Here is a 16495-nt window from a genome sequence, read left to right as displayed (position 1 = left end):
GTTTCGGCCTACTAGCTAGAATAGGGCTGCTTTTTAGCAGTTTTGAAAAGAGGATTAGTTATGACTAAAGTATCTATATATGGATTAACGTTTGATCAGCTGACAGAATGGCTGAAAGAACGAGAGTATACAAAGTTTCGGGCATCACAGGTATGGGATTGGCTTTATCGGAAGCGTGTAACGGCTTTTGAGGATATGACGGATGTGAAGCAAGAGATCATTCAGCTGCTTTCCGAGCATTTTGTCATTCAAACGCTTACCGAGCATACGAGGCAGGAATCAGCGGACGGAACGAATAAATTTTTGTTCAAGCTGCATGATGGCAATTTAATAGAGACGGTATTGATGAGACATAAATTCGGCTTATCGGTTTGTGTGACGACACAAGTGGGCTGTAATATTGGCTGCAGCTTCTGTGCGAGCGGTCTGCTTGCAAAGAGCCGTGATTTAACGGGCGGAGAGATCGTGGAGCAGATTATGAAGGTACAGCTTCATTTGGATCAGGCGCAGAAGGTCGAGCATGTCAGTCACGTCGTTGTCATGGGCATCGGCGAGCCATTCGATAATTTTGAGAACCTGACAGACTTTATCGGTGTGATCAAGAGCCAGAAGGGGCTTGCGATCGCCGCTAGACATATTACCGTATCAACGAGCGGCTTAGCGAACAAAATCGTGGAGTTCGCCGATTCGGATCTACAGGTAAACCTTGCCGTTTCCTTGCATGCACCGAATGATGAGCTTCGAACGCGAATTATGAAAATAAACCGTGCGATTCCCATTGAGAAATTGATGCAATCCATCGATTATTATTTGGAGAAAACGAATCGGAGAATTACGCTTGAATATATATTGCTGAAGGACGTTAATGACCAAAGAGAGCATGCAATAGAGCTTGCACAGCTTATTGGTCATAGAGGTAACCTCGCTAATGTAAACCTCATTCCCTACAATCCGGTGGATGAGCATAGTCAATACCAACGAACGGATCGCGAAACGGTGCGAGCTTTCTATGATACGCTTAAGAAACAGGGTATCAGCTGCAGCGTTCGCCTTGAGCATGGTACGGATATTGATGCCGCTTGCGGACAGCTGCGGAGCAAACAGATCAAAAAATCCAAAGAGCAGAAATTGGGACAAGAAAGCGCAGCAGCAGCGTCCCTCTAGAAGCGTATCATACCTTTGCAGCTGCTGCTTTTAAAAGATAATCATGTGAATAATATGAGAACACCTTCTAAAAGAGGTGTTCTTTTTATTTGTTTATCCAGCCATTTTTTCTGAATATTTACAATTTCGGATAAGATGGACATACTACGATCATATATTTTTAGATAAGAAGGGTGTATGCATATGAAGAAGAGAATAATGGATGTCATTACAATTATGGTTGGCGCACTTATTTTTGCATTAGCAATCAACTTATTTGTTATTCCGAACGAGTTTGGCGAAGGCGGGGTTACCGGGATAACAATTATTTTATATTATGTTTTCGGATGGGCACCATGGTTAATGAGCTTAATTTTCAACTCCTTCTTGCTCATTGTAGGCTACCGTTTTCTGGATCGACAGACGGTAATTTATACGATCGCAGCGGTGCTTTTCCATTCTTTATTTCTCCATTTAACAGCAAACTGGAGTATTCAATCCGATGAATTAATCGTAAATGCGTTGTTTGGCGGCTTGTTTGGCGGAGCGGGAATTGGGCTCATTATCCGCGTTGGAGGCACGACTGCAGGAACAACGATTTTGGCACGTATTGCGAATAAGTATTTGGACTGGAACATTAGCTATGCCTTGTTGTTTTTTGACTTAATCGTCGCGTTCTCCTCTTATTTCATTATCGGTGCCGAGGCGCTGATGCTTACTATTGTCATGTTATACATCGGTACCAAGGTGATGGACTTCATCATTGAAGGGGTTAATCCGAAAAAAGCGGTCACCATTATATCCAAGGAGCAAGGCAAAATTGCTGAGCAGGTTAATGTGGTGATGGATAGAGGAGTTACTGTTATTTATGGCCGCGGGCACTATACGAAAACACCGCAGGAAATTTTATATATTGTCATTAGCAAGCAGGAACTGAGCCAGTTGAAAAAAATTGTGAAGGCATGCGACAAAAATGCGTTTATTACGATTCATGATGTGCGGGACGTATTTGGCGAAGGATTTATTGATATTTCAAAATGATTACAGCGATTGGTATAAAAAAGAAGGTCGTGGAATTTCGCTTATTTTCGGGATATAGAGTAAAATTAAAACAAGATAGCAGATAGGAGTTGTTTAGATGTCGAAAGACGAAGTAATTTTGACGCAAGAAGGCTTAGAGCAGCTGCAAGCTGAGCTGGATGATCTAAAATATGTGAAGCGCAAGGAATTGGCTGCGCGGATTAAACTCGCGATCAGTTATGGCGACTTAAAGGAAAACAGCGAATATCACTCAGCCAAAAATGATCAGTCCTTCATGGAAACGAGAATTCTTATTTTAGATAAAATGCTGAAGAAGGCTCGCGTGATCGAAGCGAAGACCTTAGACCTATCAAAAGTAAGCATTGGTTTAACCGTCATTTTAAACGATATCGAATTTTCTGAGAAGATCGAGTACAAAATCGTAGGTACTGAGGAAGCAGATGTTGCGGAGAACAAAATTTCCTACGAAAGTCCACTAGGCAAAGAACTGCTTGGTCAGACGGTAGGCAGCATCATTAACGTAAGTGCTCCTATGGGCGTTATTAAATACGAGCTTCTCGAAATCAGAGCATAATTCATTATCCTATAGATCATTTCATCACAGCTAATCCGCCTGAAGCGGGTTAGCTTTTTTTGACGAAAAAGGGCAGAAACGACAGCATCGTTAAAGAACCGATCGATACAAACATATTGCGACAGAAACAGATGAGAAAAGATTAACGGGCATTGGGACTATAGCTTGATGTAAACTAATACTTTGTATGGCAAAGTATTACCATGACAGTTGCAACAAAAAAACATAATCTTTGGAAGCTGTACAAGTTTCCAAAAACCTTTTCTAGGAGGAAAGCCATTATGAACTATCATTTCTTTGTAGGCAACGATAACGGAAACAGTGAGCATGATCTTATCATTGACGGCAAGCTGGTTCAGCAGCCTAATGTAAATTGTACGGTGGACGAGCTTCCATGGAGCGAAGAGCAAACACCAGAGAGCTTTATTAAGAATTTGCAGGATCAGCTGGTTGTAACCATCGATTCGCCATCTGCAAGACCAGGGATGTACTATGTCGGGAAGTTCGCTCTAGAGAGCGGAGAAGTGTTGGACAATCTGCAAATCGGAATCGATCTGAAGAGCGATATGGATTTGCCGGTTATCAATACGCTTGCCCAAATTGCGGCGATGGCTGTTCAGAAGGCGTACGAGGAAGAGAAAAAAATACCTGCACAAATCGATGTGGAAGTAGATATGGCAACGGCGCTTCCGGTTACGCAGCACACGGATGAGACCTCTGCTAAGTTTGAGAAACGATTTACGTCTGGCTTGCACCATGTGACGGTTCATTTGGGCATGCAGCGCGTAGCTGTAAAAATCGTGTTCCCGTTTGCGAAGGTCGTTCCAGAAGCCACTCCGGTTATTTTCACGCTGCAGAAGGATACAGCGGGCGGCTGGAGAGAGGGCGAAATCTTTGGAGATTTCCTTGAGTCTTATGAAGTAGATAAGAAATTCAACGGCAGTTATTTCAAAGACAAACGCATTCTTCATGTGGATATCGGAGACGGCTCTACCGAATATCCGATTACGGAGGGCAATAAGTTTCTGCGTCAATTCGTGCATGGCAGCCATCATGGCGCCGGTTATGCGATTGAAGAAGCGCTGCAGGAGTTTAACCGACTCATTCATTTGGCGGACAGCCCGCGTCAATTTTTCAGCGATGTTATCAAAAATCCTAATCATAAATACCATGCACGTGCGCTTAAGACATTAAGAAGACCGCTTGAGAGCCAGGTTAGACAAATCGTGCAGCATGTCAAAAAACAGCTGACCAAAGCACGCAATGAAATTGATCTGATTTGCGTTTACGGCGGCGGAAGCATTCTTATGCGCTCAGTACTCTATGGACAGCTGAAAGAGCTGTGCACGGAAAGAGAAATGCAGCTGCTGTATATTCCTGCTGAGTACGCAGTGCAGCTGAATGCAATGGGTCTTGATGCATTTGTGCGCGGCAAAATCTATGAGGCATTAAAAAATAAAGCGGTTCAGCCTGCATAAGCTTGATCATTAGGCTGAGGTATAATCTAACGGATTCTGGTAGGTGAGAGGTATGAAGAAAACAAAACTGCCCGGTGAAAATATAAGCTTGAAAACCAAGAAATCAGAGGACCCCTTAATTATGCTTTGGTTGAATTCACAATCGAACCTTATGGATTCTCTTCGTTATTTGGTTGAAAATGAGATCGCCGTAAACGGCGTTCGGAATTTACAAGCTTTTGTTCCGATGGAGAGAAGTCGATTGCAAGGCTCATCGGCCTTGCAGCAAGGCAGCGAAATCAGTGCTCCATTAACAGGGGAGGAACAATTGTCAGCAGCGATCGCTGAAGTTAGCGCTGCTGTCACTGCTCCCATTCCTGACCCAAAAGCTTCTCCGGTTGTAGAGGAAGAAATTGATGATGATGATATTGAAGCATGGAGCTAATGAAAAAATGGTAATGCAGAGAATTACTTAGCCATGTTATATATAACTAAGTAATACAAAGTATTACCGAATAATACAAAACACCACTAAGGGATGTTTAATCATTCCTTGTGGTGTTTTTTTACGTAAAACAGTTCTTTAAGTCTAGTAACCCTAGTGTATAATAGTAATATGTTCCATTTATTTTCATCATATCCGTTTAGTATATAAGACTATATAGAGGTGGGCCGTCCATGCCTTTTTTCTCACGAAGCTCGAATCCAACCGTAGCTAAACCAAAACCAGCTCCTCCAGCGCAAAGCACTGCACCAGCGCAGCCGCAGCAATCACCGGCTGTGAATCCTAGGCAGCTCCTGCAATTGCAGCAGACGGCAGGCAATCAGTCTACGAGTGCACAAGTAGGCGGAGCTGCGACTGCCCCTCAGAAGTCACCTAAAGATGTGCGAAAGGATGAGCTCAAAGCAGATCGTGATGCGCAGGTCACTGTCAAACCACAGCAGCTCTTTGATGGGCTTATTCAGCAAACGAGTCAGCATATACATACGTTCTTAAATAGTGATAAACAAACAGCATCGCTAAGAGCCAGTCTGCAGGCTAAAGCCAAGACGGCGGTAGAAGCGAATATCGATCAGAACGGTGTAGCAGAGGCCCATGAGAAGGCAGATGAAAAGCTTTATGCTGCAGAACATGTAGCTGCAAAAGGCATCGTATCCGATACGTTAAAGAAATATGCGAGCGATACTGTCGTGAGCAAGCTTCCATCGAGCCAAAAGAGCCTGCTGGCGAATAAGTTCATTGAAGGCTATAACAAGACGGAGGCAAGGCCTGAGGTTCCTTTAGCTAAACAAGTGTTAGCTGCGAACGCACAGGCGACGAGGGAGGCAACTGCTGAGGCTGAACGGTTGTCTAATGTATCTCTTGCACAGATTAAAAAAGATGCTGTGGACAAGGTTAAGCAAAGTGCAGCATTTCTCGATAGCAGTGTAGACGTTGGCGATTTGGGTAAGGCAGAAGTGGAAAATCGGCATCAAATGGATAGTACGCTTGTTCAGCCAGCTGTTATTAATACGGTTTATACAAATAAGCTGTATGAACCCATCAAGGAAGCTGTCGTTATGAAGCTCGGCGTAGGACGAGGCGCTTGGCGAAGATCCAAAGAACTTAATGCTTTTCGTCAGAAGATGAAAGATGCTGCGCGAGAGCAGTCGAGAACGGATATTGACAATCAATTGGACACGAATGCACTAACATCGGGCAAAACGCAGCTCGATAAGAAGTTTACCGGCATGATGGCAAAGAAGGAAGCACATGCAACCTCCAAGGGCTCTGTCGATGCAGCTATGACCACTGAGGCAGTCAATATCACGAAAAGAGTGCTGCCTGAAGGGGATATTAAGAAGCTGCTGAAAGAAGCAGCACAAACCTCAGCATATGGCGTAGCACGTACAAACGCTACGGGTGTAAAAGTAAATGAAGCTGCTTTAGTTGGTGCTGAGAAGAAAGCGATTGAACTGCTGAAGAGCAAACAAACCGAAGCGGTGAACGCTGTTCGAAGCATTACGAAAGGCGATAAAAAGGTGCCAGGCTCGAAGCCGGATGCTGCGCAGCTTACGGCACTTGCTGAGAAAACGAAGGAGCAGGTTACGGCGGATGATATAGCCGGCAAAGCCATTAAAAAAACAGTAGAGGCTCCTACGCTAAACAAAGGGCTCTTCGTCATAGGCAAGGTGCTTGATCTAGCCGCGCCGAATATTGGCGACTCCAGCTCGTTCAGCTTTGATTTGAAAATACCCGTTCATGCTAGCGGCGTCTATGTTCTGTTCGGACTGGCAGGCTCGGTAGGCAGGGAAGATAAAGAATTAACGATGGCCGCTGAAATTACTTTCGGAGCTGGCTTCCAGTCGTTTGGTTTCGACGCCAATTTCCGTGCGGGCTTCTTCCTAGAGAGTATAGGAACGGATTCAGCCGGTGTCATGAATTTAACCTCGTACGGTATGTACAGGCAAATAAGAAACATTTCCGATAGTGCAGCGGATTATCTCTGGGGTATGGGAGGTAAGTCCGGTATGGCCGAGGTCGAAGAAGCAGAAATATGGGCAGCTATGATCGAGGAAAAGGAGCTGCAAAAAGCAGGCAATCATGTTGATATTGGCTTGACCTTTAAGGGAGAGGCTGAAGCGAATGCCGGGGTAGCCGAGATGGGAGCAGCCCTTGGCTATAAGTTCTTAGGCCGCTTTGACAAAGAAGCTCTTGAGAAACAATCGCCTAACGGATTTGGCGGGGCAACGGATCTAACGAAGCTGAAGGAAAAGGCAGCAACCCTCCGCAGAGGTATGAATGTGCATGTTATGGAAGCCTCTGCCGAAGCGAAGGTGAAGCTGGGCGGCAATGACATCGCCTTTGGACTCGAAGCTGCAGGTTCCGTCATCAATAATAATTTGAGATCGCTCGAAATTACAGCTAGCGGCTCTATTCCATTCCAATTCGGTGAAGATGCGGGCGAATGGGTGAAGATTGCATCTAAAGTAGCGACACCGGTAGCTGGTTCGGCCAAAAATCTCGTTGGCCTCATTACTAGCAAAGTGAAAAAGGATAAGGACATGGTGGCGAAGGGTGCAGGATCAGCTCTGGATACTGGGACGGATCTGTTATTTGTAGTTCCGCAGTTTGAAGCAGCCGGCAAAAGCCTTGCCTCAAAAATCCAAGGCGACGAAACCGTCAATGATACGATTCGCGGTTGGCTAACAGGGGATTCAAGTGCTAGCGCGATTGAACAAGGCAACAAAATAGCGCTCGCAAGCTCACTTGATCTGAGTATCGGGTTTAGCAAAAAGTGGGATAAAGATAATAAGTCCAAAGGCTGGGAAATTGCATTGGAAGTTACGCAAACGAAGTCATTCGAAGTGGAAGCGGGCATCGTGAATGTAGCGGTAGAGAAGTCCAAGCGGCTTGGAAAGCTGCAATATGAGCAGGATGCGAGTGGATCGGGATCCATTTCAGGAGAATTGGCAGGGCACGAAATAGGTTAACATTTGCTAGGAGTGATCGTAGTCATGTCCAAACAACATAAGTATACGGGAGATACAAGCATTACTACAGAGCTGCCGATAAATTTCCATACGCTGACGGGAGAATTAGTGCCTGCTGTCTTGCGAAAAATTAATTTTCAAAGCTTCGAGGAGTCGCTTTCTTGTCAGATGATGATCGAGGTTAGCGGCCAAACTTATCAAGATATTATGGAGAACGAGTGGTTTAACTTATTCGCCAGCATGAGGACAGGCAGCAGCGCGGTTATGGATGAGAATCAACCTGTAGAAGTTCAAGTCGCGCTAAGGCCAAGCTTGACGAAGCTGGCTGCACAGCATGGATTCGATGCAGAAGCTATATTTGACAGTGTGCGCTCAAGTACGGAGCCAACGAGCAAGCTGCTGAGCTTAAATCATACCGAGTGCTGGCTCGCGCTGGAATTAAAGCAAAGCGTTGTTTTGCCTGAAGCATTGAAGGATGAAGGCGTCTTAAAGATGGGATTCAGGACGGCGTGGGCTGCAGAAATGGATCAAGGAAATTCAGTACCCGAAGAGCCTTCTATTGCAAATGGGGCTTTGAATGAGCATATCAAATCATTTCTAACGGACAATGAACTGAAATATGAGGTGATAGACGATCAACTGTACAAGCTTATATTTACTAGTAGAGGCGAAAGCTGGGTTGGTCTCATTCGGATCGAGGAGGTTCAAGATTATTGCGCGGTTTATTCCGTCTATCCGGAGCTCGTCCCTGAGCATCAGCGCCAGGAGCTTGCCTTGTTATTATTGAACGAGAACATGGACCTGCTAAGCGGCAGCTTCGAGCTGGATGATGAGGATGGCGAGCTAAGATTCCGATCCTCCTATTATGCCGGGAAAACGTATGATTCTGAGGTGTTCAGTCGAATACTGGGCAACCATCTTGAAGCGGTAGAGTCTTATTTCTCTGAAATTCGTGAAGTGCTTAAACGCTAATATCATCGATAACAAAAGGGCTGTTTGCAGGAAGGGTGTACCCTTCTCGTGCAAACAGCCTTTTTTGTGTTTATTTTGAATGCTGTTCGCGGTACTGTGCAGGTGAAATGCCATACGTTTTTTTGAAGAGCGTGAAGAAATAGGTTGTGTTCAGCACGCCGACACTCTCGCTGATGACCGCAATGGAATCATTTGTTGTCGTAAGAAGCCGCGTAGCTTCCTCCAGCCGAATCTTCTTTAAATAATCATTAAACGACAGCTGCGTATGGGTGCGGAACAGCTTGCCGAGGTAGCCGGGAGATAACTGTACGGTCTCTGCTATCGTTTCAATGCCCAAATCAGACTCATGATAATGCTTTTGCAAATAAGCGCAAACCGATTCAATCAATGTATCTGTTTTGGTCGTTTGCTTCTTGTCCATCATGAGGCCGATAAGGGTACAGAAATGACGAAGCAGCGAGTGAACTTCTTGAAGCGTTTCCTGCTTCTGCAATTGGTTAACCGTATCGTAATATTCTTTGGAATATTCCTGCATAATGGGCAACGCGCCGTCAAAATCACGCAAAAGGGCGTTCAAAAGCTGATTTGCGCTAGAGATGGCTTGATAGTAGCTCATCTCGCTCAGCTGCTTCATAAATTGATCAAGTGCTTGATTGACCTTGTCATTGTGGTTTAAACGAAGCTCCTCGCATAGCTTCTTCTCAGCTGCTGCAGGGTACACACTTGCTTGCTGCATGACCTTAACAACCATAGCTTCATGAATAATAGCCTGATGTCCGTAGAAGAAACGATACTTGGCGTATTCCTGTGCCGATTCGAAGGAACGATCAATTTCATATTTGTCATTAACCGTTTCGCCTAGGCTGAACGTAACCGTAAATTTGAAATAGTTATAGATGACTTCTTGAATTTCGCCAAGGGTTAATAAGATATGCTCGGGCACGGATGGCGAATCCAGAAACAACAAAATAGCTAGTGTTTGCTCATCTACGACGATCGTTTCGTTTTTCGCATGTTTCTGAAGCAGCTCATTCGTAATATTACTGACAGAGAAGCGGAAAAGTCCCTGTTTCGTCTGATTGTTATGCTGCGCAAAATCCGTAAATCGATCGATTTGCGCGACGATAATGACATAATTCGAGCTGGTAAAATGCTCATTAATCGCGGATTGGATCATATGTGTCGCCGATAAGTCATGCAGCGTTCCATGCAATAAATGTTGAAGATAGGTTTTCTTTAGCACCGGCAAAGACTGCTTCTGCTCCAGTTCAACCATATTGGCTTGATCAATGACGTTGGAGAAGGCCTCTGAGAGCAGTGCAAATTCATTTTGATTTTGCTCAGTGAGCGGTTTTTTGTTGCCCGTGACTTCATGCACTTTCTTAATTAGACGGCCAAGCGGATTATAGAGCTTATTTGTGGCAAAGAAAGCCGTTAATGCACCAAGCGCAATAATGACCATAGCAATCAAGCCGGTAAAGGTTCGCAATACGGAAATATCCGAAATAAGCAGTCGGTAAGGCTTAACACTGACAAAATACCAATTAAGCTGGTTTGATTTCACAAAGGTGACCAGCTGTTTCGATCCGTTCACTTTAGCCTTGAAATGTCCGGCATTCATGGACGAATTCAGAATGCGTTCGATATGAGGCATCGATGCGAAGCTTTGCATGAATTGGTTCGCATCGGTATGGGATAATACAAGCCCGTCCGCATTCATGACAAATACATCATCGTTAGCACTGCTAATCGCTTTGATCGTATTCAAAATATACTGTTCATCCACATGGATGGTGATAGCTCCTTTGTATGCAGAGGTAAGCGCATAGTTTGGACGCAAAATCGCAGTGAGCACATGTTCCGGCTTGCTTGTGCTTGGAGCGTTTGGCATACGCAGCTGGTTTGCGAACAGCTCCATATACTGCAAGTGATTGATATCCGTAATTCGCTCCTTCTCCAAATCATTTAACACATAGGTTGTCCCCGCCGTGTTCAGATACCGCTTCGTATGATCGTTATAAATGCCAATGTATTTAATGAACGGATAAGTGGACTGGATATCCAGAAGAATATCCATCGCGTCACGATCCTGTACATAATCATGTTCTTTATTCATCAGTACGGTGATGATTCGATTATTGCTTAACAAATGGTTTCCTATCGTTTCAATTTGCTCATGAACGATGCTGGAGGTATAGCTCGTTTGCTGCAGCATGGAAATGACGTTTTTGCTAATCGTCTCTTCCGTTTTGGAAGCAAAGAAAAAGTATAAGGTGCTGCTGACAGCTAGAACAGCGAGTGCGACGAGTAGGATGTAATAAATCAACATCTTGCGGTAAACGGAATAATTAAATAATTGCTTCCATTTCATCGGGCCTGTCTCCTTACTCCGTTAATAAATGAATCGCTTACATCTTTTATTTAGAAAACTTTAAAATACATCCTTCTTTAATGCAACGTTCTTTCGCTGTATTTGCAAAAATTGAAGGTTTAACTGATTTTTATAGTCCCAAAAAGCCTTGATTTTAAAGGGTTTATCAAGATTTTAACTATTCAGCGACACTTGCCGCGGCGCATACTGAAATCACCGAAAACAAACAAATCATCATGAAGGGAGATGCTGCTGTGAGCAAGGCTAAAGGTCAACGGCAAAAGCGATACACTTTTTTTACCGACATTAAGCGGAACAAGGTTTCATATTTGCTCGTCTTGCCGGCGATGCTTTACACATTCGTATACGGTTATATGACGCTGCCTTATATGGTTATCGCTTTTCAAAAGTTTAATTATACAAAGGGCATCTTCGAGAGCGATTGGGTAGGATGGAAAAACTTCGAGTTTTTCTTCAACTCAACGGCTGCTGCGATGGTCACTTGGAACACGATTAAGCTGAACTTTTTATCTATTTTATTTGGGACGATTGTCGCGCTGGCATTCTCTATTCTACTGAATGAAATTCGCTCACGCGTATTTAAGCGAGTATCGCAGTCGACGCTGTTGTTCCCGCATTTCTTATCGTGGATTATCGTCAGCTACATCGTCTACAGCTTGTTTGCAACCGAGCATGGCCTTATCAACAACATGCTGGAGACGTTTGGTTTTGATCCGCACAATTGGTATTCCGATCCTAAGCCATGGACATGGATTTTGGTCGGGCTCAGCATCTGGAAAGAGACAGGCATGTCCGCGGTCATCTATTTAGCAGCGATTACTGCAATTGATGACTCCTTGTATGAGGCTGCAAAAATCGACGGAGCCAATCGCTGGCAGCAAATTAAATCCATTACGATTCCAATGTTGATGCCGACGGTATCAATTCTAACGCTGCTTGCGATCGGCAAAATCTTTTACTCCGATTTCGGAATGATCTACGCCATTATCGGCGACAATGGGATGCTTTATTCGACAACGGATGTTATCGATACGTATACGTTCCGAACGCTTCGTACATCGGGCAATCCTGCGATCGCCATGGCTATTGGATTGTATCAATCCGTCGTTGGATTTGTGCTTGTTCTATCTGCCAACTGGATTGTGAAGAAATTCAATAAAGATAGCGCGATGTTCTAAGGAAAGGAGGGAATGTGCTTGAAAAAAATAGATGTATTTCAAATCGTTAATACGATTTTTGTATTGTTGTTCGCACTGCTTTGTACGCTTCCCATCCTGCTCGTTCTCATCGTGTCTTTCTCGGATGAGGAGTCTATCCTAAGAAAAGGCTACAGCTTTATACCGGATCACTTTTCACTAGAAGCCTACAAATCGGTATTCGGCAGTAATGATCAGCTGCTACAAAGCTATGGGGTTTCCATCGGCGTAACGGTTATTGGTACTTTAGCGGCAGTCGTCATCACAGGAATGGCCGGTTATATGCTTGCCAATCGACAGGTTCGTTACCGCAATCCAATTGCGTTGTTTTTCTTCATCACGATGCTCTTTAACGCAGGCCTTGTGCCTTGGTACATGATGAATGACCTTTTAGGATTCAAAAACAATCTGCTTGCCCTTATCGTACCGACGCTAATATTCAGTCCCTTTAATTTGTTTCTCGTTCGCAATTTCATGCAGGAGCTGCCTGAAGCTCTACTAGAGAGCGCAAGAATTGACGGAGCTAGCGATGCTTATATCGCGTTTCGCATCGTATTTCCATTATCGTTGCCCGTTCTCGCTACGGTAGCACTATTTTACGGATTAGGTTATTGGAACAATTGGTTCAACGCGATCATGCTGGTCGACAAAGAAAGCTTGTACCCTTTGCAATATTTATTGTATAAGCTGCAATCCGAGATCAATATGGTGAACCAGATGCAGGGCTTGGTCACTTCCAACATAACGATTCCAACCGAGTCATTCAAAATGGCGGTAGCTATCATAACCATTGGTCCTATCGTACTGCTTTACCCGTTCCTGCAGCGCTTTATTATCAAGGGTCTTATCGTTGGAGCAGTCAAAGGATAGATATGTCGCCTTAGGGCCATATATAATTAAAGATTCAGAGAGGGGTTAATCAAGATGAACAACAGGAAGATGCGCTTTATTCCGGCAAGCTTGGTTATTGTTATGATGCTCGTTCTTATGATGGCTTGCAGTAATGCGGGAGACAAAGCGGGTTCAAACGGCAACGCCAGTGGAAACGAAGGGGATAATGCTGAAGTATTACCGCTGAAATACGTGATTCCGGGTACAGCCAAACCTCATACCGATGATGTTGTCCAAAAAGTAAATGAAAAGCTGAAGGCTGACGGTGTTAACGTTAAGCTAGAAATAAATTTTATCCCTTGGGATGCTTGGGATCAGAAAACCAACCTAATGCTGAGCACAGGTGACGAGTTTGACATGCTGCATGTTATGGAGAACAGCTCCGTGCCTACTGGCTCCTATGTTGGGCGAGGCGCGCTTCAGCCGCTGGATGAGCTCATTGACAAGTATGGTCCAGAGCTGAAAAAAATCATTCCTGACTACGCATGGGATGCCGCAAAGATCGATGGTAAAATCTATTCCGTTCCGGCTGTATGGCGCTATGAGACCTCAGGCAGCGGTGAGATGGGCACGCTTGGCTTCCGCCAAGATTTGCTCGATAAAGTAGGTATGCCTTTCCCAAAAACGTCGGACGAGCTTATCGCAACGGCTGAGAAGATGCAACAAGCTTCCGACAAGAAATTATATATTCAAACGGAAACGGATGTTACGCCTGTATTTTTACACCGTACGTACGATTCATGGCCGTTTTTTGTAGATTACCGCGAACAAATCATTAAGGTCGATCAAGCGGGCAATATTAGCTCGTGGCTCGAGAGTGAAGAATTCAAAAAGGATGCAGAGTTTTTCCGCCAGCTGTATGAGAAAAAGCTGATTAACCCTGATATTTTGACGTATAAGAAGGAAGAGCGCGACAAAGCCATGACACTGGGCGATTTTATTTACAGCACGAACGGCGCTTTGTACTCTTCGATCGCAATTGCAAGAAATAATCCAGAAGCAAAAGTAGGCGAGGGTTATTTGGCAGAAGAGAAACCGCTGCTTCAATACTTGGCGTTCGGAAATACAAATGCAGTTCCAATTACATCGAAGCACCCAGAAGCAGCTATTATGTTCTTGAACTGGCTGTACAGCAATAAGGATAATCACAACCTATTCCTATATGGGGAAGAAGGCACGCACTACAAAGCGGTAGGCGAGCGTACGGCAGAATTTATTCGTGACGCGAATGATGAATCGTATTATTTTGATTCGTGGATGATCGGCAACATTAACTACATGTTGTTTGATGTGAAGACGCCGGAAGATTATTTGAAAATGCAAACGACAGAGCCTTCGAATCCAGTTGAATTCTCACCTGTTCTTGGTTTCCGCCTCAATACGGAGCCGATTGCTGTTGAATATGCGAATGTGCTATCCGAAGTGAAATCGAAGATCATTCCAATTAAAATGGGCGTGGTATCCTACGATAAATACTTCCCGGCAGCTCTTCAAAGCTTAAAGGCTGCTGGTCTTGATAAGGTCGTCGCTGAATATCAGAAGCAATTTAAAGAATGGCAGGCATTGCAGAAGTAAGGTTAGCTGATGGGTAAAACAAAAAGAAGGAGGGCAGCTGCCCTCCTTCTTTTTGTTTGTGTATATTAGTAAGCTAGTGCGAACAAACCGTGAATATGCGACAGGTAACGAACGTTACTTGCTTCCTTCATTAGGGAAGCAGGCAAGCCCTTAAGCTGTGTCGCGTTGCCGCCGATTGTGCCCACGCCATCTTTACGGCCAAGGCTGCCCAGTGTTCCGGAGAATACAGGTACAAACTTATCCATAACGCCGCCTTTGATTTGAACCGCTAGGTTGTAGCCTACCGTTTCGCCCATTTGCCAAGCAAGCTGAGCTGTTGGAGGGTAAGGACGTTCGCTGCCTTCTGGGAATACAACTGCGCAGTCGCCAGCAAGGAATACATCAGCGTGTGAAGTCGATTGAAGCGTTGGTGTAACAAGTGAACGACCACGGTCTTCTGCAAGACCGCTGCTGCCGACAACTGGATTACCTTTAACGCCGCCAGTCCAAATGATTGTGCTGGATTCAATCGTACGACCGTCTTTAAGCGATACGGAGCTTTTTGTCGCTTCTGTAATCGCTACGCTAGTGATGAAGTTAACGCCACGTTTCTCAAGGCTTGTTACAGCGCGATCGATCAATACTTTCGGGAAGATTGGCAGAACGGCAGGGCCGGCTTCTACGCAATACAGCGAAATATCATTGAAGTCGATGCCTTTGCTGCGGCAAACCTCAGGAAGTCTGTCAGCGAATTCGCCAACAAGCTCAACGCCAGTCAAGCCGCCGCCGCCAACAACGATTGTTGCGTCAGCTTTGTTGCCTGATTTTTTGTAAGCGTCAAGACGATCTTCAACATGCTTGCGGATTTTGTTAGCATCAGCAACGGATTTAAGAACAAGGCTGTTCTCTTCCAATCCTGGAATGCCGAAGTAGTTCGTTTCACTTCCAAGTGCTACAACAAGAGTGTCGTACTTTTGCACTTGTCCGCTTTCAAGAACCACTTGCTTCTCGTTAGGTTTAATTTCTTTAACCGAGTCAACGATGATGTTAACTTGTTTGTCGCCTAGAAGCTTGCTAAGCGGTAGAGCAACTGCTTGCTCAGCAATTGTGTCTCCAGCAAGTCTGTGCAGCTCAGTAATGATTTGGTGAGTTGGAAAACGGTTTACGATTGTGATGCTAGCTTCTGCTGCAGTCAAGTGTTGTCGTGCTGTTAGAGCAGTAAGAAGACCGCCATAACCGCCACCAAGAATTAGTATTTGCTTCGACATGTTCATCCTCCGTTCGTTCTATACGTATTCGGTGTATTATACTTTATCGTTTTTGCGTTCAGACAAAACACTAAGGAAAGCTTGCGCGAAACGAAGCGTTTTTTGAACTTCCGGATCTTTAAGCATTTTCAACATAGCGAATAGGCCAACAGAAGAGTTAGCCGCTTCTTGCGAGCGCTCGCCAGCTTCAATAGCTGCTGTTGCGATACCTTTTGCTTTCTCTTGAACCGGTTTAACGAATTCACCGATACCTTGAGCGAAATCGTTGATCAACACTTTGTCTGTAGCGATGTTTTGTGCAAAATCATAAGCTTTGGTCATTAGAGTAACCATTTCAGCTAATTTCGGCAGGCTGTCCACGAGTACAGTTAGAGACTCTTGAACCTCCGGCTTCATCAATTGATCAAGTACATCCAACGTTTGTTTTTCTTCGACGAGGCTAGCTGCAACCTCTTGTCCAGCAGATGGTTGTGACATAATAGAATGTCCTCCTTTACGTAAATTTGAAAGTAAGTTGTAGTCTCAATTGTGTC

At 44.6% G+C, this 16495-nt stretch carries 13 protein-coding genes; 10 read left to right on the top strand and 3 right to left on the bottom strand.

Annotated features, from left to right (window positions below):
• Positions 1–60 precede the first annotated feature (60 nt).
• From rlmN to AC1DPK_RS05030, 7 genes are all read left to right on the top strand, one after another.
• A complete protein-coding gene (rlmN, locus tag AC1DPK_RS05060; RefSeq protein ID WP_441878360.1) occupies positions 61–1164 on the top strand; it encodes a dual-specificity RNA methyltransferase RlmN in 1104 nt (367 codons plus the stop codon).
• Positions 1165–1347: 183 nt separating this feature from the next.
• On the top strand, positions 1348–2184 hold the full coding sequence (locus AC1DPK_RS05055; protein WP_441878362.1) for a YitT family protein: 837 nt from the start codon (positions 1348–1350) through the stop codon (positions 2182–2184).
• A gap of 97 nt (positions 2185–2281) precedes the next feature.
• A complete protein-coding gene (gene greA, locus AC1DPK_RS05050; RefSeq protein ID WP_076266440.1) occupies positions 2282–2758 on the top strand; it encodes a transcription elongation factor GreA in 477 nt (158 codons plus the stop codon).
• 281 nt (positions 2759–3039) lie between these two features.
• A complete protein-coding gene (locus AC1DPK_RS05045) occupies positions 3040–4236 on the top strand; it encodes a ParM/StbA family protein (protein WP_441878364.1) in 1197 nt (398 codons plus the stop codon).
• 52 nt (positions 4237–4288) lie between these two features.
• Positions 4289–4660 (top strand): hypothetical protein, encoded by a 372-nt coding sequence (locus AC1DPK_RS05040; protein WP_477509532.1) that lies wholly within the window; start codon positions 4289–4291, stop codon positions 4658–4660.
• A 233-nt stretch (positions 4661–4893) separates the two neighbouring features.
• The gene (locus AC1DPK_RS05035; RefSeq protein WP_477509531.1) at positions 4894–7689 is read left to right on the top strand and encodes a hypothetical protein; all 2796 of its coding nucleotides are present in this window, start codon (positions 4894–4896) and stop codon (positions 7687–7689) included.
• 24 nt (positions 7690–7713) lie between these two features.
• Positions 7714–8661 (top strand): YbjN domain-containing protein, encoded by a 948-nt coding sequence (locus AC1DPK_RS05030; protein WP_477509530.1) that lies wholly within the window; start codon positions 7714–7716, stop codon positions 8659–8661.
• A 70-nt stretch (positions 8662–8731) separates the two neighbouring features.
• Here the strand turns inward: AC1DPK_RS05030 and AC1DPK_RS05025 are convergent, their stop codons facing one another.
• Positions 8732–11032, bottom strand: a complete 2301-nt coding sequence (locus AC1DPK_RS05025) for a helix-turn-helix domain-containing protein (RefSeq protein WP_441878372.1) — start codon at positions 11030–11032, stop codon at positions 8732–8734.
• A gap of 254 nt (positions 11033–11286) precedes the next feature.
• Here AC1DPK_RS05025 and AC1DPK_RS05020 point away from each other — a divergent pair, with 254 nt between their 5' ends.
• From AC1DPK_RS05020 to AC1DPK_RS05010, 3 genes are read left to right on the top strand one after another with little or no spacing between them, the layout of a single operon-like run.
• The gene (locus AC1DPK_RS05020) at positions 11287–12231 is read left to right on the top strand and encodes an ABC transporter permease (protein WP_477509529.1); all 945 of its coding nucleotides are present in this window, start codon (positions 11287–11289) and stop codon (positions 12229–12231) included.
• Positions 12232–12249: 18 nt separating this feature from the next.
• Positions 12250–13119: a carbohydrate ABC transporter permease gene (locus AC1DPK_RS05015; RefSeq protein ID WP_441878376.1), complete on the top strand. Its 870-nt coding sequence runs from the start codon at positions 12250–12252 to the stop codon at positions 13117–13119.
• A gap of 54 nt (positions 13120–13173) precedes the next feature.
• On the top strand, positions 13174–14715 hold the full coding sequence (locus AC1DPK_RS05010) for an extracellular solute-binding protein (RefSeq protein WP_441878378.1): 1542 nt from the start codon (positions 13174–13176) through the stop codon (positions 14713–14715).
• A 65-nt stretch (positions 14716–14780) separates the two neighbouring features.
• Here the strand turns inward: AC1DPK_RS05010 and AC1DPK_RS05005 are convergent, their stop codons facing one another.
• Positions 14781–15962 carry an NAD(P)/FAD-dependent oxidoreductase gene (locus AC1DPK_RS05005; protein ID WP_477509528.1) on the bottom strand — a complete coding sequence of 394 codons (1182 nt, stop codon included), beginning with the start codon at positions 15960–15962 and terminating at the stop codon, positions 14781–14783.
• A 36-nt stretch (positions 15963–15998) separates the two neighbouring features.
• Complete coding sequence (locus AC1DPK_RS05000; protein WP_054025638.1) at positions 15999–16439, bottom strand: DUF1641 domain-containing protein; 441 nt, start codon at positions 16437–16439, stop codon at positions 15999–16001.
• Positions 16440–16495: the final 56 nt, after the last annotated feature.

The sequence above is a fragment of the Paenibacillus sp. 01T424 genome, assembly GCF_056398745.1.
Note: the sequence above shows the minus strand (reverse complement) of the source record. Positions and strands in the feature narration are given on the sequence as shown.

Bases quoted from the DNA above. Each gene is read 5' to 3' on its own strand.
- greA (WP_076266440.1), top strand. From the start codon at position 2,282: ATGTCGAAAGACGAAGTAATTTTGACGCAAGAAGGCTTAGAGCAGCTG.
- AC1DPK_RS05025 (WP_441878372.1), bottom strand. From the start codon at position 11,032: ATGAAATGGAAGCAATTATTTAATTATTCCGTTTACCGCAAGATGTTG.
- AC1DPK_RS05000 (WP_054025638.1), bottom strand. From the start codon at position 16,439: ATGTCACAACCATCTGCTGGACAAGAGGTTGCAGCTAGCCTCGTCGAA.
- AC1DPK_RS05010 (WP_441878378.1), top strand. From the start codon at position 13,174: ATGAACAACAGGAAGATGCGCTTTATTCCGGCAAGCTTGGTTATTGTT.
- rlmN (WP_441878360.1), top strand. From the start codon at position 61: ATGACTAAAGTATCTATATATGGATTAACGTTTGATCAGCTGACAGAA.
- AC1DPK_RS05040 (WP_477509532.1), top strand. From the start codon at position 4,289: ATGAAGAAAACAAAACTGCCCGGTGAAAATATAAGCTTGAAAACCAAG.
- AC1DPK_RS05035 (WP_477509531.1), top strand. From the start codon at position 4,894: ATGCCTTTTTTCTCACGAAGCTCGAATCCAACCGTAGCTAAACCAAAA.
- AC1DPK_RS05045 (WP_441878364.1), top strand. From the start codon at position 3,040: ATGAACTATCATTTCTTTGTAGGCAACGATAACGGAAACAGTGAGCAT.
- AC1DPK_RS05005 (WP_477509528.1), bottom strand. From the start codon at position 15,962: ATGTCGAAGCAAATACTAATTCTTGGTGGCGGTTATGGCGGTCTTCTT.
- AC1DPK_RS05055 (WP_441878362.1), top strand. From the start codon at position 1,348: ATGAAGAAGAGAATAATGGATGTCATTACAATTATGGTTGGCGCACTT.
- AC1DPK_RS05030 (WP_477509530.1), top strand. From the start codon at position 7,714: ATGTCCAAACAACATAAGTATACGGGAGATACAAGCATTACTACAGAG.